The sequence below is a fragment of the Prosthecobacter sp. genome (assembly GCF_044222345.1).
Taxonomy (GTDB): Bacteria; Verrucomicrobiota; Verrucomicrobiia; order Verrucomicrobiales; family Verrucomicrobiaceae; genus Prosthecobacter.
In genome coordinates, this window is the sequence record NZ_JBGANL010000004.1 from 151,374 (window position 1) to 174,916 (window position 23,543).

The 23,543-nt window shown below is 59.2% G+C and carries 18 protein-coding genes; 13 read left to right on the plus strand and 5 right to left on the minus strand.

Features of this window, described 5'->3' with window-relative positions; genetic code table 11:
- Positions 1–10 precede the first annotated feature (10 nt).
- The 9 genes from ACILSL_RS04340 (at position 11) to ACILSL_RS04380 (ending at position 12,425) form a co-directional block, all read left to right on the plus strand.
- Positions 11–2,758, plus strand: a complete 2,748-nt coding sequence (locus tag ACILSL_RS04340) for a cation-translocating P-type ATPase (protein ID WP_407073020.1) — start codon at positions 11–13, stop codon at positions 2,756–2,758.
- A gap of 137 nt (positions 2,759–2,895) precedes the next feature.
- Positions 2,896–3,210: a hypothetical protein gene (locus tag ACILSL_RS04345; RefSeq protein ID WP_395730773.1), complete on the plus strand. Its 315-nt coding sequence runs from the start codon at positions 2,896–2,898 to the stop codon at positions 3,208–3,210.
- Positions 3,211–3,370: 160 nt separating this feature from the next.
- Positions 3,371–3,628, plus strand: a complete 258-nt coding sequence (locus ACILSL_RS04350) for a hypothetical protein (RefSeq protein WP_395730774.1) — start codon at positions 3,371–3,373, stop codon at positions 3,626–3,628.
- Between the two features lie 45 nt (positions 3,629–3,673).
- Positions 3,674–4,039 carry a hypothetical protein gene (locus ACILSL_RS04355; RefSeq protein WP_395730775.1) on the plus strand — a complete coding sequence of 122 codons (366 nt, stop codon included), beginning with the start codon at positions 3,674–3,676 and terminating at the stop codon, positions 4,037–4,039.
- An 83-nt stretch (positions 4,040–4,122) separates the two neighbouring features.
- Positions 4,123–5,388 (plus strand): TolC family protein, encoded by a 1,266-nt coding sequence (locus ACILSL_RS04360; RefSeq protein ID WP_395730776.1) that lies wholly within the window; start codon positions 4,123–4,125, stop codon positions 5,386–5,388.
- A 4-nt stretch (positions 5,389–5,392) separates the two neighbouring features.
- The gene (locus tag ACILSL_RS04365) at positions 5,393–7,081 is read left to right on the plus strand and encodes an efflux RND transporter periplasmic adaptor subunit (protein ID WP_395730777.1); all 1,689 of its coding nucleotides are present in this window, start codon (positions 5,393–5,395) and stop codon (positions 7,079–7,081) included.
- Positions 7,082–7,125: 44 nt separating this feature from the next.
- Positions 7,126–7,839 carry a heavy-metal-associated domain-containing protein gene (locus ACILSL_RS04370; protein WP_395730778.1) on the plus strand — a complete coding sequence of 238 codons (714 nt, stop codon included), beginning with the start codon at positions 7,126–7,128 and terminating at the stop codon, positions 7,837–7,839.
- An 18-nt stretch (positions 7,840–7,857) separates the two neighbouring features.
- Positions 7,858–11,238, plus strand: coding sequence for an efflux RND transporter permease subunit (locus tag ACILSL_RS04375; protein WP_395730779.1), 3,381 nt, complete (start codon positions 7,858–7,860; stop codon positions 11,236–11,238).
- A gap of 41 nt (positions 11,239–11,279) precedes the next feature.
- Entirely contained in the window at positions 11,280–12,425 is a 1,146-nt protein-coding gene (locus tag ACILSL_RS04380) for a hypothetical protein (protein WP_395730780.1), read from the plus strand.
- Here ACILSL_RS04380 and ACILSL_RS04385 read toward each other — a convergent pair.
- On the minus strand, positions 12,422–12,877 hold the full coding sequence (locus ACILSL_RS04385) for a hypothetical protein (protein WP_395730781.1): 456 nt from the start codon (positions 12,875–12,877) through the stop codon (positions 12,422–12,424). The genes ACILSL_RS04380 and ACILSL_RS04385 overlap by 4 nt on opposite strands.
- A 43-nt stretch (positions 12,878–12,920) precedes the next feature.
- Positions 12,921–13,166, minus strand: coding sequence for a hypothetical protein (locus ACILSL_RS04390; protein WP_395730782.1), 246 nt, complete (start codon positions 13,164–13,166; stop codon positions 12,921–12,923).
- An 83-nt stretch (positions 13,167–13,249) separates the two neighbouring features.
- On the opposite strand from ACILSL_RS04390, the gene ACILSL_RS04395 reads away from it, so the two are divergent.
- Genes ACILSL_RS04395 through ACILSL_RS04410 form a run of 4 tightly spaced genes read left to right on the plus strand, consistent with a single transcriptional unit; the run spans position 13,250 to position 18,958 of the window.
- The gene (locus tag ACILSL_RS04395; protein WP_395730803.1) at positions 13,250–13,501 is read left to right on the plus strand and encodes a helix-turn-helix domain-containing protein; all 252 of its coding nucleotides are present in this window, start codon (positions 13,250–13,252) and stop codon (positions 13,499–13,501) included.
- A 22-nt stretch (positions 13,502–13,523) separates the two neighbouring features.
- Complete coding sequence (locus ACILSL_RS04400; RefSeq protein ID WP_395730783.1) at positions 13,524–14,231, plus strand: hypothetical protein; 708 nt, start codon at positions 13,524–13,526, stop codon at positions 14,229–14,231.
- On the plus strand, positions 14,228–17,371 hold the full coding sequence (locus tag ACILSL_RS04405) for a type IV secretory system conjugative DNA transfer family protein (protein ID WP_395730784.1): 3,144 nt from the start codon (positions 14,228–14,230) through the stop codon (positions 17,369–17,371). The genes ACILSL_RS04400 and ACILSL_RS04405 overlap by 4 nt, the downstream gene beginning before the upstream one ends.
- Positions 17,372–17,401: 30 nt before the next feature.
- Positions 17,402–18,958: a recombinase family protein gene (locus ACILSL_RS04410; RefSeq protein WP_395730785.1), complete on the plus strand. Its 1,557-nt coding sequence runs from the start codon at positions 17,402–17,404 to the stop codon at positions 18,956–18,958.
- Here ACILSL_RS04410 and ACILSL_RS04415 read toward each other — a convergent pair.
- The 3 genes from ACILSL_RS04415 to ACILSL_RS04425 form a co-directional block, all read right to left on the minus strand.
- Positions 18,876–19,235, minus strand: coding sequence for a cupin domain-containing protein (locus tag ACILSL_RS04415; protein WP_395730786.1), 360 nt, complete (start codon positions 19,233–19,235; stop codon positions 18,876–18,878). The two genes, ACILSL_RS04410 and ACILSL_RS04415, sit on opposite strands and share 83 nt — an antisense overlap.
- A 161-nt stretch (positions 19,236–19,396) precedes the next feature.
- Positions 19,397–21,982, minus strand: coding sequence for a PAS domain S-box protein (locus ACILSL_RS04420; RefSeq protein WP_395730787.1), 2,586 nt, complete (start codon positions 21,980–21,982; stop codon positions 19,397–19,399).
- Positions 21,960–23,360 (minus strand): sensor histidine kinase, encoded by a 1,401-nt coding sequence (locus ACILSL_RS04425; protein WP_395730788.1) that lies wholly within the window; start codon positions 23,358–23,360, stop codon positions 21,960–21,962. Before ACILSL_RS04425 ends, ACILSL_RS04420 begins: the two co-directional genes overlap by 23 nt.
- Positions 23,361–23,543: the final 183 nt, after the last annotated feature.

A 23,543-nucleotide genomic window follows, 5' to 3' on the forward strand; every position in this document is an offset into this window, starting at 1 on the left:
TTTGGAGAGTATGAAATCAAGCGAACCCTCGCCCACTCCCCGCCGCGCCGCCCCTTCCGTGTCCACAGCGCCCCCTCAGGCCTGGCACACGAAAACGTCAGAGCAGGTGCTTCAGCAACTTCAGTCATCCATCACTGGTTTATCTTCTACTGAGGCGGCTCAGCGGTTGCTCTCCAACGGCCCGAACGAACTGAAGGAAGGCAAGCGCATCAGCGCGTGGCAGATTTTCCTTGGGCAGTTCAAGAGCCTCATCGTGTGGATTCTCATCGTCGCCGGTATTATTTCCGGCGTGCTCGGTGAGATGGTCGATGCCATCGCCATTCTCGCCATCGTGGTGCTGAACGCGGTCATTGGCTTTTATCAGGAGCACAGCGCGGAGAAATCCATCGCCGCGCTCAAGAAGATGGCCGCGCCGCAGGCGAAGGTGTGGCGCGATGGGGCGATCAAAGCCGTGCCTGCGGCGGAGATCGTGACGGGGGATGTTCTGGAACTCGAAGCGGGAGATCTTGTCGCCGCCGATGCGCGCCTGCTGTCTGCGGCATCCTTCAAATGCGTGGAGTCGGCGCTCACGGGTGAATCCGAAGCGGTCGAAAAACAAGCCGTCACGCTCGATCAGGCGGAGGTGCCTCTCGGCGACCGCAAGAACATGATCTTCATGGGCACCAGCGTGGCCGCAGGCAGCGGGCGGGCGCTGGTCGTCGCCACCGCGATGCAGACCGAGATTGGCGGCATCGCAGGCCTGCTTGCAGAAGCCGGAGCGGACGAAGACACGCCGCTTCAGCAAAAGCTCACCTCGTTTGGCCGCATCCTGGTCTGGGCCTCGCTCGGCATCGTCGCGCTGCTGTTTGTGCTCGGCCTGCTGCGTGGCATGCCCTTCCTCGAACTGTTCATGACGGCGGTCAGTCTCGCCGTGGCGGCGGTTCCGGAAGGTCTGCCGACCGTCGTCACCATCGCGCTCGCGCTGGGTGTCATGCGCATGTCCCGCCGTCGTGCGCTGGTGCGCAAGCTGCCTGCCGTCGAGACGCTGGGTTCGACGAATGTGATCTGCACCGACAAAACCGGCACGCTCACCGTCGGCGAGATGACCGTGCGCGTGCTTTACGTCGCCGGACAAACCTTCGAGATCACCGGTGAAGGCTACGGACCTGATGGCGAGGTGCGCGTTGCGGGCAAAGCCGCCGATGAACGCCAGGCGAAGCTCCTGCGCGAACTCGCGAACAACCTCATCGGCTGCAACAACGCGCATCTCGCGCTCGAAAGCGGCCAATGGAAGGTCCTCGGCGATCCCACCGAGGGCGCGATGCTTTCCGCCGGACACAAGGCCGGTATCACCGAGGAGCAGATCGAGCACGAGATGCCGAAGCGGCACGAGATCCCCTTCGATTCCGACCGCAAACGTCAAAGTGTCATCCGTCGGCTGCCCGATGGCCGTCACCGTGCCTTCATCAATGGCGCGCCCGATCTGCTGTTGCAGCATTGCACGCACATCCTCACTGCCGAGGGCATTCGTCCGCTCACGGATGCTGATCGCGCCGAAATCGCCGACCAAAACACCGCGCTGGCCGCCCAGGCGCTACGCGTGCTCGGTTCCGCGCAGCGCGATCTCGATGCCGTCTTGCCAGAACAGCTCAAGGCGGAGGAGGTGGAGCGCGATCTCGTGTTTGTCGGCCTCACCGGCATGTATGACCCGCCGCGCACCGAAGCGAAGGAGGCCATCGCCAAATGCCACAGCGCCGGCATCCGTGTGGTGATGATCACGGGTGATCACCCGCACACGGCGGCCGCCATCGCCCGTGAGCTTGGCATCACCACCGCCGACGCCGTGGCCTTGTCCGGCGCGGAACTTGACCAGCTCAGCGATGACGAACTGCATCAACGCGTCACCCAGGTGGCCGTTTATGCCCGCGTCACCGCCGCGCACAAACTGCGCATCGTTCGTGCCTGGAAAGCCAGCGGAGCGGTCGTGGCCATGACGGGCGATGGCGTGAACGACGCGCCCGCCATCAAAGGGGCCGACATTGGCATCGCCATGGGCCGCAGCGGCACGGAGGTCACCAAACAGGCCTCCGACATGATCGTCACCGACGACAACTTCGCCAGCATCGTCGCCGCCGTGGAGGAAGGCCGTGGCATTTACGACAACATCCGCAAGACGCTCCAATACCTGCTCGCTGGCAACTGCGGCGAGCTGCTGCTCATGACCGCCGCCATCGTCATTGGCCTGCCCATGCCCTTGCTCGCCCTGCATCTGCTGTGGATCAATCTCGTCACCGACGGCCTGCCCGCGCTCTGCCTCGCCACCGATCCCATCGACGCCGATGTCATGAAACAGCCGCCGCGTTCACGCAACGAGCGCATCACCGACGGCGGCTTCCTCGGCACGATGTTTCTCACCGGCCTGCTCACTGCCGGTGTGTCGCTGGCCGTCTATCTCTATGCCTTGAAGCATGAGAGCCTGGAAATGGCCCGCACCCACGCCTTCGCCGCGCTGGTCTTTGCCGAGCTGCTGCGGGCCTTCGGTGCCCGCAGCGAGACGCGCCCACTCTGGCGCATGAATCATCTCTCCAATCTCAACCTCCTCCTCGTTGTCTCGATTTCCTTCAGCATCCAGGTCTGGAGCCATCACAACGCCCTGCTGGCCGGATTCCTGAAGACCTCCCTCATGCCCTTCTCCGAGTGTCTCATGCTGCTCAGCATTTCCGTCATCCCTTTGCTGGTTCTGGAGGGCGTCAAATGGCTGCGCCGTAGATCACCTTGAAACCTGGCTGCGGCCATTGGCTCAACCGCTATTCGCTGATTCCAAGGCAGTTTCGATGGCGACCCGCCTAAATGTCGTTTTTTTTGGCACAATCTCTGCTAATCATGGCACCGGTTCTTTGCAACCACATCACATCCATGAAGACCAAACTCATCAAATCCAGCCTCCTTGCCCTCGCGGCATTCGCCACCCTGCTGCTCGCTTCTTGCGCGGCACCATCTGCCACACCCACAGCAGCCGTGAGCTGCGACAAGTGCGGCACCATCCACTTCAAAGCACCGTCCTCTGGCTACGGGCCGGGCAACAAAGGCATCGTCACCCTGCGTGATGCCAGCCGCATGTCCTGCCCCGACTGCGAAAACCAAGTCATCGCCATGATGAAGACCGGCAGCCTCACCAAGCATGTGTGCAAATCTTGCGGCGGCGCTCTGCGTCACTGCACTCAGCATTAAACAAGCTGGAAAGCTCTCCTGGCCGCCTGTGACTTACCTCGCAGGCGGCTTTTCATTTTCAGCCGATGCTTGGTGGAAAGAATTTTGAGGGTTGGGCCTTCCGTCGGAGTTGCACTCTCCGTCCGCTCCTTTGGACGAACACAAACACCAAACATCCATCATGAAACTCACCCTCGCACTCCTCTCCAGCCTGCTCCTCGGCGCAGGAATCCTCTCCGCCTCCGATGCAGGCGTGCCCGCCAGTTACCCACTCAAAAAGTGCGTCGTCTCCAATGAAGACCTCGGCACCATGGGCAAGGCCGTCAAAGTCACCCACGAAGGCACCGGAGTGTATCTCTGCTGCAAATCCTGCACGAAGGACTTCCACAAAGATGCCGCCAAGTTCGTCGCCAAGGTGAAAGCGGCGGAGAAGAAATAAGCCCGCTCCGCGTTACACGGCACGCGACCCGCCACCTTTGACCCAATGAGACACGTCTGGCTCAGAATCCTCACCGCCGCCATCTTCCTGATGGTGCAGGTGGTGGGTGCTGCTCCGGCAGGGCCGCCTTGTGGGGCGGAGCAGCGGGAAACGGTGCGCTGCACATTGCCCTGCTGCTCTGGCGGCTTCTGTGAATGCGGCATGGCTCCGAGCAAGGCACCGGCAAAGCCTGCTCCTTTGACGCCGGTGCCGCAGGCTCAGGCGCTCAAGTTCATCCCGGCGCTCGTGAATGGCTTCACGCAGACGCTCGCACCGCTCGTTTTGCAGAAGCCAATCCGACTTCTGGCACCCGATGCCTTCCTGCCGCATTGCCCGCCCGCACTGGCGCTGCATTGCGCCCTCCTCATCTGACGAGGCCCCCGTTTCCACAGGCGAACTGTGCCCGCATCCCGCGAGGCACGCACCCGAAACGCAGCTTTTCACATGAGGACACTATGAAGACATCACGATCACTCTCTGCCCTGGCGCTGTCCCTGGCAGCAGTATTCACGGCCCAGGCCGAAGACAGCGCCACTCCCGCATTCATCGCACGTCTGGTCAAAGAGGCCGTCACCACGCATCCATCCGTGGAGGCGGCGCAGGCGCGGACGCAGGCAGCCACTTCGGCCATTAGCTCCATTCGATTGTGGGAAGACCCGCAGCTCGGCCTTGGCACTCTTTTTGCCAGTCAAATGAACCGCCAGGGGAACGGCGACATCTCGGTGGGTATTGATCAAATGCTGCCGCGCCCCAAGCTCTATCAGGCGGAGAAACGCCGTGCCATCGCCGAACAGCAGGTGCAGCAGGCGACGCGGCGGCAGACGGCGAATGAGATCGCCCTTTCCGTTGCGCAATCGGTGCTGGAGCTGGCGCTGGCGGATGAAGTGGTGCGTCTTCAATCGGAAAATGTCGGCTGGCTGCAAACCATCGTCAAAACAGCCGAGGAACGCGCCAAAAGCCCGGATGCCACCGCCACGGAGACGCTGCGGCTGGAGAGTGAACTCGCGGTGCAAACGCAGACACTCGAAGCCGCAAAGCGCCAGCGCACGCAGTATGCCACCACACTGAATCTGCTCATGGGGCGTGCCACTGGCAGCGTATGGCAGCCGCTCTCACTCCCGGTGAAAGCGCAGGAGCTTTCCAGCGCCATTGCCTTGAAGGCACGGCTGGAGCGGGACAATCCCAAGCTCGCCGCGTTGCGCCATCAAGTGGCGGGTGCGCAGGCCGAGGCGGATGCCGCACGCGAGAAACGTAAACCCGCCTTCTCCGTCGGCCTGCAAGTGAACGCCTACTCAGCGGGCAATAGCCGCGATGTGATGACCATGCTCACCGTCGGGATGAACCTGCCGTGGTTCAACCGCTCCGCCTACAAAGCCGACATCGCGCGCGCGGAGAGCCAACGTGCCGCCGCGCAGGGTGATCTAGCCGCCGAGCAGCGCATGTTGCACACGCAGCTCACGCTTTTCATGACCGAGGCGGAGAACAACCGCCGCCTCGCCGCCGCCTATGCCAGCGAGGTGCTGCCAAAGACGGAGAAGACCGTCGAGACGCTGCAAAATGCCTGGGTTTCCTCCAAGGCCACACTGCTCGAAGTCCTCGAAGCCCGCCGTGCGCTTCTGCAAGCGCGGCAGGAGCAAAAGCGGGCGCTCGCCGCTCAAAACGTCGCCACCCAAGCCCTCTCCGCACTCACCGGCAGCCTCGTCACACCTTCAACCCGTTAAGCTCATGAAAAACTTCATCACACTCATCCTCATCATCGCCGCACTCGCCGGAGGCTGGTTTTTGCGAGACAAATTCGGCGGCATGTCCATGTCCGGCGCGCCTGCATCGGGCGAGCGCAAGGTGCTCTTTTATCAGAGCGCCATGCACCCCTGGATCAAGAGCGACAAGCCGGGCCGTTGCACCATTTGCGGCATGGAGCTGACGCCCGTTTATGAGGGCGACAAAGGCTTCGATGCTGCGGGCGGCGACGTGGTGCCGCTTACGCAAAATCAAATCCAGGTCATGCAGGTGCAGACCGTGGAGGCCAAAATGCAGCCGCTCACGAAGTCCCTGCAAGTGGCAGGCATGATGGATGACAACGCCACCCGGCATCGCGTGCTCTCCGCTTATATCGACGGGCGCATTGACAAGCTGCATGTGAACTTCATCGGCAAGGAAGTGGCCGAGGGCGAGCCGCTGGCGGAGCTCTACAGCCCAACGTTGTTGCAGACGGAGCGGGAATACCGGCAACTCACCGGAGAACTGAAAAAGAACACCGGCCTGCGCCTGCGCCAGATGGGACTGACTCCGAAGCAGATCGAGGCTCTCGATCAAAAACCCTCGGATGCCCTCACCTCGCAGATTCTCTCACCCATCGGCGGCACCGTGGTTTCCCAGAGCGTCTATGAAGGCCAGTATGTCACGGCTGGAGAGCGGTTGATGGAGATCGCGGACTTTTCGACCATGTGGTTCATGTTTAGAGCCTATGAGCAGGACATGCCCTGGATCGAGATGGGCCAGACCGTGCTCGTCACCACGCCCTCAATGCCGGGAAAGACCTTTGAAGGCAAAGTGACCTTCATTGATCCAAACTTCGACGAAGCCACACGCTCCACCAAAGTTCGCGTGGAACTGCCCAATCCGCTCGTGAACGGCCGCCGCGAGCTGCTGCACCGCCTCTATGCCGATGGCATGGTGAAGGTGGAGCTGCCGGAAGTGCTCACCGTGCCGAAGTCCACCGTCATGCAGACCGGCCCGGAGGCCGTGGTCTATGTGGATCAGGGCGGCGGAGCGTATGCACGCACCGTGGTGAAAATCGGGCGGCGTGGAGATGCGCTGCTGGAGGTGCTCTCCGGCATCAAGGCGGGCGACAAGATCGTGACGAATGGCAATCTGCTCATCGACGGCCAAGCGGAAATGAACCGCTCCTTCGCCACGCCAGCGGAGCCAATGCCAGCCGCCATGCCGATGGCCGATCTCACCGCACCCCAGCAGCAGGCCATCAGCAGCTTCATCAAGGTGGCCGATGCCATGGCCGCCGCTCTCTCCGCCGACAATCTCGCCGCCTTCAACAAAGCCAGCGAACCCGCGATGATGCAGACGGGTGCGTTGCTCGATGCTTTGAAGCCGAACGCAGCCCTGAAGCCCAAGCTCGATGCGCTCGACAAAGCGCGGCACTTCCACGGCTTCACGGACATCATGAAGGCACGCATCGCCTTCCACACCTTTTCCACCGCAGCCACCGCGCTGATCGAGCCATTGCGCAGTGCGAAGGGAGCACCCGAGTTCAAAGTGTGGGAGTGCTTCATGGTGGATCAAATCATCCCCAACGTCCCCGCCAAAGGCCGCTGGGTGCAGCTCGGCACACGCCCCGGACACAATCCCTACTTCGGCGCTGACATGCTGGAGTGCGTGAAGGAGATCAAACGCTGATCCCGCACACGACACATCAACCCATTCACCACATCCATCTCATCATGAAACAAACCTTTCCCATCACCGGCATGACCTGTGGCAACTGCGTCTCCAAAATCGAGAAGCGGCTCGCCGAGCATCCACACATCTCATCAGCTTCCGTGACCTTGCAGCCACCGGAGGCAACAGTCGAAACGCAGCAGATGCTCTCTGACGACGAGTTGAACGGCTGGCTGCAACCGCTCGGGCATTACCGCGTCAAATCAACGGTGATAGAGCCATCACTACCTGCCGCAGATACCACCACTTACCGGCCTCTGATCTTGTTGTTGATCTACCTGCTTGCTGTCATCTCAGCAGCGATGGTGGCGACCGGAAGCTGGAGCACAGCGCTCGCCATGCGGCTTTTTATGGGCGGCTTCTTCATCGCCTTTTCCTTCTTCAAGCTGCTCGATCCTCGCGGCTTCGCGGATGCGTATCGCGGCTATGATCTCGTCGCCAGAGCCGTGCCTGTTTATGGTTTCGTGTATCCCTTCATCGAGCTGGGTCTCGGACTGGCCTACCTCGCCAATGTGGCCCCCATGGCCGTGAACAGCATCACGCTGGTCGTCATGGCCGTGAGCCTCGCAGGTGTGCTGCGTGCCGTGCTCTCCAAGCGGGCCATCCGCTGCGCCTGCCTCGGCACGGTCTTTCGCCTGCCCATGTCCACCGTCACTATCATCGAAGATGGCCTGATGCTCGCAATGGCGGCGCTCGCGCTCGTCCTGCCTCACTAACCTCAAGACTCACCCATCATGATCGAGGCCATCATTCATTGGAGCCTGAAAAACAGGTTTCTCGTCGCCTGTGCCGCGCTGCTGCTCATCGCGCTCGGCGTGCGGGCCATTTACCTCACGCCTGTCGATGCCATCCCTGATCTCACGGAGAATCAGGTGCTCGTTTATGGCGAGTGGATGGGCCGCAGTCCGCAGGAGGTGGAAGACCAAGTGACGTTCCCGCTTTCCACCGGGCTGCAAGGTCTGGCTGGCGTGAAGGAAGTGCGAGCGACCTCCATGTTCGGCTTCTCGCTCATCACCATCATCTTCGAGGACAAGGTGGACACCTACTTTGCACGGGCGCGAGTGCTGGAGCGGCTGAACTACCTGCAAGCCTCCATGCCCGAAGGCGTGAAGCCGCAGCTCGGCCCCGATGCCTCCGGCCTCGGCTGGGTGTATCAATACTACTTCCATGTCGATCCTGCCAAAGCGCAGGATGGCGGCTACGACCTCGCCGCGTTGCGCTCGTTGCAAGACTGGTATGTGCGCTACCAGCTCGCCAGTGTGCAAGGCGTGGCCGAGGTGGCGAGCATCGGCGGCTTTGTGAAGCAGTATCAGGTGGAGCTGAACTCCACCAAGATGCGTGCGGTCAATGTCACGCTCATGGACGTGATGACAGCGGTGCAGAGCGCGAATCTCAATGTCGGCGGCAAGGTGGTGGAGGAAAATGGAGCCGAGTTTGTGCTGCGCGGCATCGGCCTCGTCACCAGTGTCGAAGACCTCGAACTCGTCACGGTGAAGGCCATGGAAGGCACGCCGATTTACTTGAAGGACATCGCCACCGTGCAGATCGGCGGCGACTTCCGGCGTGGTGCGCTCGACTTGAACGGCCATGAGGCCGTCGGCGGCACCGTCGTCATGCGCACGGGTGAAAACGCCAAAGCCGTCATCGAGCGCATCAAAGAAAAGATCGCGCAAATCGCCCCCAGCTTGCCGCCGGGCGTCACCATCCGGCCCTTCTATGATCGCAGCGAACTCATCGACAACACCATCGGCACGCTCAAGCACGCGCTGCTGGAGGAGTTCATCCTCGTCACGCTCGCGCACATCATCTTCCTCTGGCACTTCCGCAGCATCCTCATCGTCACGCTGCCGTTGCCGATCTCGATCTTGATCTCCTTCCTGTTGATGAAGGAGTTTGGCATCACCAGCAACATCATGTCCCTCACCGGCATCGCCATCGCCATCGGCGTGCTGGTCGATGCTGCCATTGTCGTCACCGAGAATGTGATACGACACTGTGAGGAAGCCGAGCACAAAAAAGGCGGGCGACTCAGCGCCCAAGAAACATGGGATGTCACGCTCACCGCCTGCACGCAGGTCGGGCGGCCCATCTTCTTCGCCATGGCGATCATCATTCTCGCCTTCGTGCCCGTGTTTGCGCTCAGCGGACAGGAAGGAAAACTGTTCCACCCGCTCGCCTTCACCAAGACCTTTGCCATGATCGGCTCCACGCTGCTCGCCGTCACGCTGGTGCCCGTGCTCTGCTCGCTGCTCGTGCGCGGCCCGTTTCATTCCGAGGAAAGCAATGTCGTGATGAAGTTCCTGCTACGCCTCTATGAACCGACGCTGAACTGGGCGCTGACTCATCGCAAAACCGTCATCGGCATGGCGATGATGATCCTCGGCGTGGCCTTGCTCACCGCTTTTGGTTTGCCACGCGCCACCGTGAAGCAGCTCCGCGATGCTGGCTATCCGCGCCTCGCCGATGCCGTCACCGGCTTTGGCAAAGAGTTCATGCCGCCGCTCAATGAAGGCAGCCTGCTCTACATGCCCGTGATGATGCCGAAGACCGGCCTCAAGGAAATCCAGCGCGTCATGTCCTGGCAGGACAAGGTCATCGCCGCCACGCCCGAGGTCGAGTCCGTCGCAGGCAAGCTAGGCCGCTTTGAAACCGCCACCGATCCCGCGCCCACCGAGATGCTGGAGACGACCATCATGCTCAAACCCGAATACATCCCCGATGGCCGCTGGAGCGTGAAACGCAATCCCGCATGGCGCGAAGGCATGACCGTGGAAAAACTGAAAGCCGAGCTGACTGAGAAAATGAAGCAAGTGCCCGGCTATGTGCCCGCCTTTCTCCAACCCATCGAGAACCGCATCCTCATGCTCTACACTGGCATCCGCGCTCAGGTCGGCGTGAAAATTTATGGCGACAGCCTCGACAAGATTCAGCGCAAAGCCTTCGAGATCGAGAAGCTCATCAACAGCATCGAAGGAGCTGCCGGAGTCTCGCCTTCACGAGTGCAGGGGAAGCCCTACCTCAACATCCAAGTGGATCGCCAGGCCATGGCCCGCTATGGCCTCAGCGCCAAAGACGTGCTCGACGCCGTGGAGATCGCCATCGGCGGCAAGAACGTCAGCACCACCATCGAAGGCCGTCAGCGCTTCCCCATTCAGATCCGCGTGCAGCGCGGCGAGCGTGACGACATCGAAAAGCTCAGCAGCATCCTCGTCGCCGCACGTCAGGGCATGAGCGCATCCGGTGCCGCTCCGATGGGCGGTGGCGGTGGCATGACGGGCGGAGCCGCAGCCGCGCCCGCCGCAGGCATGGCATCCAGCGCGGGCAACGCGCCCGTCACCTACATCCCGCTCGGCATGGTTGCCAAGATCACCCGCGAAGTCGGCGCAAACGAGATCGCCAGCGAGAACGGACGCCTCCGCTCCTATGTGCAGGCCAACGTGCAAGACCGCGACCTCGGCGGCTTCGTGCAGGAGGTCGAGCAAAAGCTCAAGACCATCGACTGGGAAGGCATGACCTACAAAATGACCGGCGAGTATGAAAATCAGCGCCGCTTCGTGCAGACCATGCAGATCGTCTTCCCCATCGTGCTGCTCATCATCTTCGTGCTGCTCTACATCGTCTATCACAGCGCCCTGGAAGCCGCGCACGTCATGCTCGCCGTGCCCTTTGCCCTCAGCGGTGGTGTGCTGCTGCAAAAGCTCCTCGGTTACAACTTCAACGGTGCCGTTTGGGTCGGCTACATCGCCCTCTTTGGCACCGCCGTTCAGACCGGCGTCGTCATGGTCGTGTATCTTGAAGAAACCGTGAAAGCCCGCATGGCCCAGCTCGGAGCCGCCTTCGCCTACCCCGACCTCGTGCAAGCCGTCAAAGACGGTGCCCGCCTGCGCCTGCGCCCCAAAGTCATGACCGTCGCCACCATCGTCGCCAGCCTGCTCCCCATCATGTGGAGCCACCGCCAAGGAGCCGAAGTCATGCAACCCCTCGCCACCCCCGTCATCGGCGGCATGATCTCCAGCCTCATCCACATCCTCATCGTCACGCCCGTGATCTTCCTTTGGCTCAGAGGTCGTGAGTTCAACACATCCCCCGGCATTCCCTTTGTGAAAAACAGCTAGCCCATGTCTGGACTCCACTTCGTTTTTCACCAGCTTGATTCATGACCGAAAACTGCGTTTACTTCAAGAAGCCGTTCATTCCATCTACCCGCGAGCACATCCTTCAGGCTTGCCTTGGAGCAAGATGGAAAAGCAGCGCCTTCTGCTCTCCTGAAGCCAACGCCTTGTTCGCGGGAATCGACAAGGCTCTTGCTGACACGGTTCAGGAGTTCAGAGTGCTGCTAGGTGCCGATGGAGATCACGGCCCAGCACCTGACCTGAAAAACATACCTGATGCAGAGGGACGGCAATACACAGTGGCTTCCGGGGGAGATTTTTCCCTCACAAAACCATTTGTTAAGGTCGAGCCGCATGAAGACCCAGGCACAGCACGAATTCATGCGGAGCTTCGTGATGTAAATCAAATCGAATGGGCCGCCGCCGAGATGTTCAAACAGGCTTCTGCGCTGGTTCCAGGTATCCAACTCAGCCGAGAGGATTTTGCCCGCTACATCCGAGAGCAGTCAACAATCAGCCAGACCGCCGTTGATTCACCACTGCACTTCCAGGTGAAAATGGGCGGAATCGAAGCATTGCGAGCAATTACCAAATCTGCTTTCAATCTCCTTGGTGTTAAAGCGCCGGAAATTGCTCTCCGTGAATGCTTTAATCCTGTCCGGGATTTCATTCTTCACAGGACAGGTATCATGGAGGATTTTATTCGTTGGGGAACAGAACCACCCATTCTCACTCCACGAATTGGGCCGGTCGATCACTTGCTCGCCGTGTGGTCGGACGAAAAGGGTGTGTGGGCGCACTGCCAGCTATATGCGACGATCATTCATCCGATCAGACTCAGCTCCACTCCAATTCCCGAAAAGCTGTCGTTTTGCTATCTGGTTGACCCCTTGCGTTCCGTGAGCCCTTCTGAGAACAGAGACGCGATCTTCTCTCCTTCATGCATTCAAACTTTTGAGGCCGCAGAAAAACTCCCCGGTAAAGCGATATGGGGAGCCATGATCCAGCGTGTGCAACCTTTGATTGCTTTGGCCCAGCAATTGATGATCTGGACGGACTTCGACAAGTTTTTTGCAAAGCTGCTTGGCCAGAAGTGCCCTGGCTTACCTGTCATATTAAAAGAAGAGCTTCACCGCCGGTTCGGGCAATACTTTGCCTCGCAATTGGGAATCCCGAGTCGTCCTTTCTAGGCAGCAGAGATGACTTGATCGACAAACATGCGGAAGTCGGGATCAAAATAGGCTTTCCGTTGTTCCCATACAAATCTTGGGACGGGTCTGCCCAAGAAGTTTTTGATGTCCATTTCAAGTCCTTCCAGAACTTTCACTTCGCCACCTTGAATCGCCCGATACCAGCAGTGCAGGTGGAACAGGAGCAGCATGACAAACTGACTTTCCTCAGGAGTCACCGGCTTTGTATAAAGATCAGCCAGAGGATCACGAACTCGGGCGAGCTTGGGGTTTCCCTGACTTTCGTCCCAAATGTCCCGGTGTTGTTCTGTCAGTCTGACGAGGTTGGAAAGTCGTCTCGATTTGGTGTTTTCTCGATAGCTGGCAGCCGTAAAAGCCAAGCTGGAAATAATTCCAACAGCCGAGAGGAGGTCGAACGCATGATTACCCATCCACGATATGAAGCCGGGCATATTGCGCCCATCATATCATAAAGACCGTGCTTGATGCCAGTCGTCAGGCCTTGGCGGGAATATCCCCTTTCGCATCCACCAAGATGCGGCGGGGAACGCGGACGATTCTCTCATCGGGTCCGCAGCCAGCCGTGGCGGGCAGCAGCGGTTTGGCAGCATCCGTCATGTCGATGCCAATGATGGCAAAATCTCCGTCAGCGAGTTCCCAAATGTCGGGACAGTTTTCCAAAGCCGGGGTGCTTTGACCGTTGGCGTGGGGGTCAGGGCCGATGCGTCGAAGGAAGGTCATGGCGTGTGTGAGGGGTTGTGTTTCGGGAGCATTATAATTGCTCTCATTTTGGAGGCAAGCCGATTTTCTGGCAAAAGCTGTGGGTGAATAAGACCCTACACGGCCAGCGATCCAAGATCTTTTGCGAGCACATTCGTTCGCTCAGGACGAAAGCAGGCATGACCCAACGCGACCTTTCGCAAGCGCTCGGACGTGAGCATGGGATGGTGGCGCGAATCGAGCTGGGTGAACGAAGAGTGGACATGATCGAGGCTTTTGATCTATTTGAAGCGCTGGGAGCAGACCCGGAGAAAGAAACTGCGAAATTGATGTCGAAATTCAAAGACGCCAAGTGAACTCTCAACCCACTTACCCACCATGTTTGGCCTCTGGAAAAAACGAAAGCCGGAAGAACTCAAGCAGCCGACCTACGCGCTGATTGACGGGTTTGAAACCTCCACGGATGCTTTTTACCAGAGCATCGAACATGAGCTGAACACCCGGAAGGTGCCGGGCCTTGAGTTGATGCGGCTCGATTACCGAGAAGGCGGCCTCCTTTCATCCAAACGAGACTACCTCCGCATGAGGCGAGAGCGGCTGACGTTTGATCTGTGTTCCGCCCCGTTTGGAACGTCGTGGTTTTTTTCCTACCGCTTTTGTGAAATTCCCGCTCCGTTTCCTGGATTGCAGTTGTTGATCGTCGCCGGGCTGCTGACAGCTCTTGTTTTCGGCTACATCGCCTTGTTCGGAATGCTTTGGGGCGGGATCACCATCGGAATGACTGCGATTGGCTTCGCACTGCTGCTGCGCAATACGCTGACACTTGGTTTTGAAGATTTCGATGCCTGGCTTCTGACGGTGCCAGTTTTCGGTCGTGTTTATGAGGCACTGTTTCGCAAGGAGACCTTTTTCCGCCACGACACGCGACTCATGTATGCCGAAATGATGGAGCGGGTCATCCAGGACAAGATCAAGGAGATCACGGCTTCGGAAGGCATCGAAAAAGTGGAGTTCATTGAAACCAGGCCAGACCTTCATCCGCTGCTCGCACGGATGGTGCAGGCTCCGATACGAACGAGCGCATGATAACGCCACACGAACAGCTCTCAGCGCAGTATTTGCAGTGGGAGCTGCGGGGACGCGGCTGGTTCGTGCATCAGGAACCCGTGGCGTTGGAACCACCTTTTCAGCCGTTCCGAGGTTATCATTTTCAAAGTTCATCGGCTGCGGATGATGTGCGGAAAGCCTCGTTTGCAGAGAGGTTGCTGAAAAAGGCGGGGCGTTTGCTCAATCCTCCTGCGACTCCTGATGCGGAGGCAGACGACACGGATTCCGAAAATGAAATCTCCACCTGGAGTCGGGAGGGGTGCTCTGAGATCGCGCTGACTTTTCCCAGGGCTTCGCATCCGAAGCGAGATCATGCCGAGTCCTTCCTTCGCATGTGCCGGAGTTGTGGCGATCCGGTGGCCTTTGAGGTTTTGGCCGATCATCGCGAAATAGGCTTTCAATGGGTATGCAGCGCGAAGGACGAACCCTTTGTCAAAGCGCAGTGCGAAGCACATTTTTCTGAATGGTCGCCCCGAGCTGGAGATGCCCAGCTTGTTCAGGCATGGGAGCAAACAGGCACCAGCTATGCTGCTGCGGAGATCGGTCTTGGACGTGATTTCCTGCTCTCCATCGAGACCGGCAAGACAGAGATGCTGTCAGGCTTGATCGCTGGCATGTCTTCCCTGGCAGAGGGCGAAATGGCTCTGTTCCAGGTCATTTTTGAGCCGGTCGCCGCGCCTTGGGCAGATGGCATGGTGCAAGTTTCCACAAAGTCTGATGGAGTGCCCGTCTTCAAGAACAGGCCCGACCTTGCTCGTGAAGCTGCCACGAAGGCAAGTAGTCCGCTGTATGCCGTGGTGTTGCGACTGGTTACCTGCGCGGAAGATGGCAATCGAGCGTGGGCGTTGCTCGCTCCTTTGGTAGCAGCCCTCAATGCGCTCTCGCGGCCAGGCGGCAACCATCTCGTTCCGCTGGCGATGAATGACTACGCCTCCGAAGCGCAGGAGGCAGACATCCTGCGGAGGCAATCGCATCGCTGGGGAATGGTGCTCTCTCAGGAGGAGTTGCTCTCCCTCATTAGACTCCCGGATGACCGCAGCCTCTCGAAGCGGCTCCGACAAGATTCCGGGCAGACGAGAGCTTATGCGTCCGATACCTCAAGCGGCCTGCTTATAGGATGGAATGTTCATGCCGGGCGACGGCAGGAGGTCTATCTGACGCCGGAACAGCGAGTCAGACACCTTCATGCCATCGGTGGCACTGGCACCGGAAAGACTACATTCCTGGCGAATCTGATTCGGCAAGACATGGAGTCAGGCCAGGGCTTTGCATTGCTCGATCCGCATGGTGATTTGGTGGATCGCCTCCTTTCCATCGTGCCGGAAAGTCGTTTGGATGATGTGGTGTTGATCGACGCAGGTGATGAGGAGTTCAGCGTCGGGTTTAACATCTTGAGCGCCAAGGCTGATTATGAAAAGACACTGCTCGCGTCGGATTTGGTCAGTGTGTTTCAACGGCTGAGCACGAGTTGGGGTGATCAGATGACGGTTGTCCTGCGAAATGCGATCCTGGCCTTCTTGGAGCGCCCCGAAGGCGGAACATTGGCGGACGTGCAGCGCTTTTTGCTGGAACCCGACTTTCGAGCCAGCGTCCTCGAAAGCGTCCAGGATGCTGATGTGGTGTATTACTGGAGGAAAGGTTTCCCGCAGCTCGGAGGCAGCAAATCCATCGGGCCTGTCTTGACTCGCTTGCAGACCTTCCTCTCCCCCAAGCCGATCCGCTATATGGTTGGGCAGCGGGACGCGAAACTCGACATCGCCGAGATCATGGACTCGGGGAAAATCCTGCTCGTGAAGCTCCCCCAAGGTCTGATGGGTGCTGAAAACAGTTACCTGCTTGGATCATTGATCGTCTCGAAGATTCAGCAGGCGGCGATGGCACGCCAGCGAATGGCCGAAAGTCAGCGGCGACTCTTCACCCTCTATGTCGATGAGTTTCAGAACTTCATCACGCCCTCAATGGCTGAAATCCTGTCCGGTGCCCGCAAGTATCGTCTCGCCCTCGTTTTGGCGCACCAAGAACTGGCTCAACTCGGAAGGAATGATGCCGTTGCCAGTGCGGTTCTAGCGAATGCAGGGACTCGGGTGGTGTTCCGGGTCGGCGACTCTGATGCTCGTGAGCTGGCAAAGGGATTTGCGCACTTTGAACCAGAGGCGCTTCAATCGCTGGCTGTTGGCGAAGCCATCATTCGGGTGGAACGCAGCGACCAGGACTTTAACCTGAGTGTCCCGGCTGACTTATCGGCAGAGCCAGGAAGTGAAGAACGCCAGCAGGAAGTCATCACCCGCTCACGCTTGCGCTACGCCGTAGCTCGCAGCGAAATCGAGGCCAAAGAACGCAAACGCCTGGCTGATTTGGCCGAGACGATGCCCAGCAAAGGAAAGAAGATCTTCGAGCCGCCACCCACTCCGGCTCCTGAGCCTGTGGAGCCTCCGGTCATTCCGCCGCCGATCCCTGCGAAAGAAGAGCCAGTCGAGGTTGCATCAGAAACCCAAGCCGAACAGCCACAGTATGGAGCCACCACGCTGAAAGCCGATCTTGAGGAATTGGGGCGTGGAGGCGACATCCACAGGGCTGCCCAGGCAGAGTTCAAACGACTCGCAGAAGCTCGCGGTTTTCGAGCGACCATTGAGCGGCAGCTACCCGACTCACAGGACACCGTTGATCTGTATATCGAGCGCGATGGTGTGAGCATCGCCTGCGAGGTTTCCGTGACCAACACGCTCGAATACGAGATGAAGAACATTACGAAGTGCCTCCGAGCAGGAGTTCAGAAGGTGCTCGTTCTGACCGTCGAACCGGAAAAGCATCGGCGGCTCAGTGCCGCCATTGCCAGCCTGCTCTCACCCGAACAACAGGAAAAAGTGCTCTGCCTCCAGAAGGATGAATTCGACACCTTTCTCGCAAGCGTGTCGCCCAAAGGCAACCCGAGTCCCCCTGAACCAGCCACCGAGGGCAAGCCGAAGATGGTGAAAGGATGGAAAGTCAGAACCAACTCCATCCCAGCGCCTATCGAAGACCTGCCCCGATTGGAGAAGGAAATGGCCGCCACCATGGCGGAGAACCTGCGACGCGGAAAAACGAAGAAGCGGGTGAAGAAAGGCGGTGCCTCAACTTGAAAATCAACCGCTGGATGCTAAGGGCAACATATGACCAAGACTTTGCCATTTAGCGAAGGCGACAGCAAGCGCGTAGGCATTTGGATTCGTGTTTCCAGCGAAGAACAAGCTGAGGGAGACAGTCCCGAGCACCACCGCGTCCGGGCTGAGATGTATGCGAACTCCCGAGGCTGGAAGGTCATGGAAATCTACGATCTCGCCGGTGTCAGCGGTCGCAGCGTCGTCGATCACCCCGAAGCCAAGCGCATGATGAAAGATGTGAAGCGCGGACACATCCAGGCGCTCGTGTTTTCCAAGCTCGCCCGCCTGACCCGCAATGCGAAGGAGCTGATGGAATTCAGCGACTTCTTCCAAGTCCACCAGGCAGACCTCGTTTCTCTCAGCGAGAGCATCGACACCAGTTCACCCACCGGGCGGCTGTTTTTCAATCTGGTGGGCTGCATGGCCCAATGGGAGCGCGAGGAGATCGCCGACCGCATCAAAAGCTCGGTTCTCGTCCGCGCCAAGATGGGCAAGCCCCTCAGCGGCAAAGCCCCCTACGGCTACATGTGGAAGGATAAAAAGCTCGCGGTGCATCCTGAGGAGGCTCCCGTTCGCCGGTTGATCTATGAACTTTTTGATGAGCACAAGCGCATCAAGGCCGTGGCCCGGATGCTGAACACCCGAGGCTACCGCACCCGGAACAACAAAAAGTGGTCGGATACCGCCGTGCGCTTCCAGCTCCGCGACCCCACACCCAAGGGCATCCACCGCCGAAACTACACCTCCAATACTCAAGGTGGTAAAAAGCTCGTCATAAAGCCGGAGAGCGAGCACATCTTCAATGAAGTGGAGGCCATCGTCTCCGCCGAGCTTTGGGAGCGGTGCAACGCCTGCCTGGACGCTCGCTACATGAAACGCGAGCGGAGGCCTGCCAAACTGCCCGCGCACATCTTCAGCGGCTTTGTGGCCTGTCACTGTGGAGCCAAAATGTATGTCCCCATGCGCACCCCCAAATACACCTGCCAGAAGTGCCGCAACAGCATCGGCTGCCAGGACTTGGAGGAGATTTTCATGGAGGAGGTCAAAGGCTATCTCGTGAAGCCTGAGAACGTCCAATCCTATCTCAAAAAGGCGGGCAGCGCTCTTACCGAAAAACAAGCCCTCCTCGATAAACGGCAAATGGAGGCCGAGAAGCTAACCCTGGACACCGAACGCATGCTCCGGCTCTATTTGGATGGCAACATCGGGGCGGAGGACTTCAAGAAGTTCAACCAGCCCCTCAGTGTCCAGCGCGGCCAGCTCGACGAAGAACTCGTCCGCCTCCAGGCGGAGATTGATGTTCTCAAAATCGACAACCTTTCAAGTGAACAGATGGTCACGGAGGCAATCGACCTGCATACTCGCTGGCCGGAAATGACCCTGGAGGAAAAGCGCCGCGTGGCCGAATTGATGGTCAGAACCATCGTCATCGGAGACGGCGAGATCGAATTCAACCTCGTCCAGCTTCCCAGCTATCAAGAAATCACAAATTGGCAAAATAGGTATCCTCATGCGCATACGGCGGCGCGCAGCAGCAGAGAAAACGCAGCGTCTGAGAGGCCGTGATCTGGTGCCAGGCGCCGGGTGGAATCAGAATGGCATCACCGGGTCCCACATGGCGGGTTTCCCCGTCGATCTCCATGGTCCCCTGCCCTTCGAGGATGAAGTAAAACTCTTCGCTGAGCTTGTGGTAGTGGCGCTCCGTGGGCCGGCCCACGGGCACGGTGGCCTCGGCGAGGCTCTGGTTCTGCACGGGCGCGTTGGTCCGGTCCAGGATGCTGCGGATGGTGCTGCCGTCCTTGGTGGTGAAGGCTGCCTGCTGGGAGAGCTGATTGAGGGTCATGCGGCGCACTCTTAGCCTCAATAGAGAGCCTGGAAAACACGGATTTGCATCCCGTCAGATGAGATGGGATCAACCACGCAAGACACGGAAGACGAACCAGACTCTGGCTTCCGTGTCTTCCGTGGATTCCTTGGTCAGCCTTCCGGCTCTCTTCACCAAACTCAGGCCACCAGCCCCAGCTCTGAAGAGGGCAGGGATGAACGTTCGGAAGCAAGCAGCTCGCCGATGGCGGTGAGGATTTCGTTGGCCGAGTACGGCTTGTTCAGGAACGTGTTGATCTGCAGCGACGCCAGCGCTGCGGCCTTGTCCTGCCGGCCTTTCGCGCTGCCCATGCCGCTGGTGGCGATGATCTGGATGGTGGGGTCCATCTTCTTCAGGGTGCGTGAAAGCGTGACGCCATCCATGAAGGGCATCATGATGTCCGTGAGCACGGCTTTGACCTCCCCGCGGTTCTGCGAAAACTGCGCGATGGCCTCCGTGCCGTCCCCTGCCGTGATGACACGATACCCGTGCGCGCACAACGTCTTCTGCACGACTTCGCGGATGACCTCCTCGTCATCCACCACGAGGATCAGCTCTCCCTGGCCGCGCGGTGCCTGCATGGCGGGTGCGGCACTGCTGTCCGCCACCGCATCCGGCGCGGCTGGCAGGTAAATCTCAAACACGCTGCCCATTGAGACGCGGCTGCGCAGATTGACGAAGCCCTGGTGGCTTTTGACGATGCCCATCACGGTGGAAAGCCCCAGCCCTGTGCCCTTGCCTGTTTCCTTGGTGGTGAAGAAGGGATCAAAAATCTTGTCGATGACCTCGGCAGGGATGCCTTCTCCCGTGTCGGAAACACGGATCACCACATACGGGCCGGGCATGGCATCCACGTTCATGGCTGCAAAGTTTTCATCCAGCCGGATGTTTTCCGTGCTGAGTGAAAGGACGCCGCCCGCAGGCATGGCATCACGCGCGTTGACGCACAGATTGAGCAGCACCTGATGGAGCTGGGTCGGATCACCAATCACAGGCCAGACGTCTTCGGGGGTGCTGGCCGAAAGGGTGATGTTCTTGGGGAAGGTGCCGGACATGATCTTCATCATGTCCGAGGCCAGCCGGCTGGTCTCCACCACGTGGCGCTGGCCGCTCATGTCACAGTTCACCGTGAGCAGCTGCTTGATGAGATCCGCGCCGCGCTGGGCGTTGGTCTCGATGTTCCCGAGCATTTTTTCAAAGTCCTCCGGCGGCAGCTTGCGGCGCAGCATGAAGGAGGAGATGAAGATGGGCGTCAGGATGTTGTTCATGTCGTGGGCGATGCCGCTGGACAGACGTCCGACACTTTCCATGCGCTGGGATCGCAGGAATTTCGCCTCCATGTTTTTCTTCTCCGTGATGTCCTCCACCACGGCGACGAACGATCTCACGCCATCCATTTCCAGCACGCTGATGCGCGAGCGCGTGATGAACGGGGTGCCGTCTTTTTTCCGCGAGTTCATCTCCCCCATCCAGGCCCCCTTCTCACGCAGCACGCCGAAGAGTTCGTCCATGGCACGCCGGCCTTCATCCTGCGGCAGGCTTCGGATGACTGAGTAGTGCTGGCCGATGAGCTCTCCGCTGTTGTAGCCAAACATGGTGTTGCAGGAGTCATTGCTGAACACAATGATCCCGTCTTCATCGCAGACGGTCACCCCTTCGGCCATGCTCTCCAGCACCCGCCCCTGCATTTTCAGCGCTTCATCCGTCTGTTTGCGGCCGGTAATGTCGGTGTTGATGGCGAGCACTGATTTGGCCTCGCCTGCGGCATCCCTCACCAGAGTCCAGTGTCCCACGATCACCAGACCTCGGCCGTCTTTGCCGATCTGGTGCAGCTCCCCGACCCATTCCCCTGTCTGTATCACCTGCTCGCTGGCCCGGTAAAACGCCTCCGGATCTTTGTAGAGGAGCTGCGCCAGCGGGCGGCCCACCACCTCCTGCGCGCTCCAGCCATACAGCCGCTCCGCGCCTTTGTTCCAGTAGGTGATGCGCTGCTCAAGATCATGCGCGAGGATGGCGTCCTGCGCTTTGTCGAGGAGGGATGCCTGCTCGCGGAATTTTTCTTCAAGCATGCGCCGCTCTGCCATCTCCCGTTTCAGCTCCTCGTAGGCCTGCTCAGCTTTTTCACGATGACGCACGGCATCCGCCATCATGCTCACGGCAGCTGCCTGGGACTCCTCCAGTTCGCGGGTGCGTTCACTTACCATGTGGTGCAGATCGCCAAACTCGACCTTCGATTCCTGCAGCTTCAGCCACTTTTGCGTCAGCGCGTTGGCCATCTGCAGGATCTCAATGGTGTCGAATGGCTTCTTCAGCACCATCAGCCGGTCCAGCGGATTGAGCTGCTCCTGCATCTCATTCCATGAGCAGTCCGAAAAGGCCGTGCAGATGACCACCTGCAGATCCGGGCAGACCTGCCAGATGCGTTGCGTCGTTTCGATGCCGTCCCACCCTGGCGGCATGCGGACATCCACAAACGCCATGGCATAGGGGCGGCCCTCCGCCAGCGCCTTCTCCACCATTTTCAGCCCGTCCTCTCCCTGGGAGGCGGTGTCGATCTCAAAGAGCATGGCCGCTGGAGCGCCGAAAATCCGGGCCTCAGCCGCCTGCAGCCTGGCATCTTCAGAATCAGACTCGCCAAGGATCTTCCGAAAATCTTCATGGATGGCCTGGTTGTCATCAATGACAAGGATGCGGCGGTTGAGATTATCGGTCGTTGGGTTCATCATAGGATTTGGTTGAGTTCGACAAAGGAAGTTCCAGGGTAAAGACAGCCCCGCAGCCGACGCCGTCGCTCTCGGCCGTCAGCTTTCCGCCCATCTCACGCGCCGCCAGTGCGCCGCTGTGCAGGCCGAATCCGTGGCCGTCTTTTTTGGTGGTGAATCCGTGTTGAAAAATCCGGGTCAGATTCTCGGGTGCGATGCCGCCGCCATTGTCGATGACCTTGATCTGAATGGTGTCTGCGCCGTTCAGCCTGACCTTCACCTTCAATTCTCTGGCATTCTCCTGCTGGGCAAGCGCCTGCGTGGCATTGCTCAAAAGATTCACCAAAACCGGCATCACCTTGTGCCGGTCCAGCATGATGAACGGCACCGCCTCAAACTCCCGCACCAGAGACACGCCATGGCGGGAAAAACTGCTGCTGCTCATGTTGATGGCATCTTCGATGATTTCCACCACGTCCAGCTTTTCCAGCACACCCGCCACGCGTGCATGGCTTTGCTGCATGGACACGATCTGCTTGATGTGCTCGATGTTGTTCTGCAGATGCTTCACCTCATCCAGGATCGCTTTCTGCGGTTCTGCAAGGTTGTCCGCCAGCTGCACCAGATAGCCGGGCAGCTCCCGCCCTCGGGGGTCCTGCGTGAGAAAATTCGGCAGCTGGTGCTCATTCTCTCTCAGCAGCTGCGCCACATTCTTCAGACTCGCGATCCTGAAGTGCCGGATTTTTCCAGCCACGGTCTCCGCAGACACATTCACGCTGTTGAGCACGTTGCCCACGTTGTGCAGGACATTCGTGGCCACCTCCGCCATGCCGGCCTGGCGCGATGTCTTGACGAGCTGCTTGTGCGCCTCGGTCAGTTCCGCCGTGCGTTGGATCACCTGGTTTTCAATCTGCGCATTGATGCTCTCCAGCCTGCTGCGCCGTTTGGCCACTTCCAGCGTCTCGGTCAGATTTTGCTGAATCGAGATCATCAGGAACACATTTTCGATCAGCACCCAGCCCACGTACTCCAGCCACCGCCACTGGGTGAGGTGGATCAGCAGCGCCGAGGTGAGAATCTGCGACACTGCGATGACATGGCGGGTGACCACCCGTCCGGGGCGCCGCCACGCCAGCAGCACCGGCGCGGCGCTGATCGCCCCCCCTAGAAAGAGCGCCGCCCAGACATGCCACAGCGGCTGGATGTTGGAACCATTCCACGCCACGGGGGAAATCCACACGGCGATCACGATCCCGCCCAGCCATTGCATCACCATCAACTTGGCAAACAGGCGGTCCGTCAGGATGTGATTGCGACGTTGGGAAATGCGGTAAAGTCGTGCGGTACGCTCCTCCTCGACTTGGTGCAGATCGCCATTCTTGCTGCCAACTATCGAGTACATGAAGCCCCTCCCTGCGTGTTTTGCTTCGCAAGTTTCCCCTTCTCAGCGCGATGGAGTGTGACTTTTGGCATGCGTTTTTGTAAATTTAGCATTATTTATAATTACTGTAAATTGATATAAGCATTGCTTGAGCCAGTTTTTAACCATCCATTCAGGTCCGAAACTCCCCGCTGGCCGTTGGGC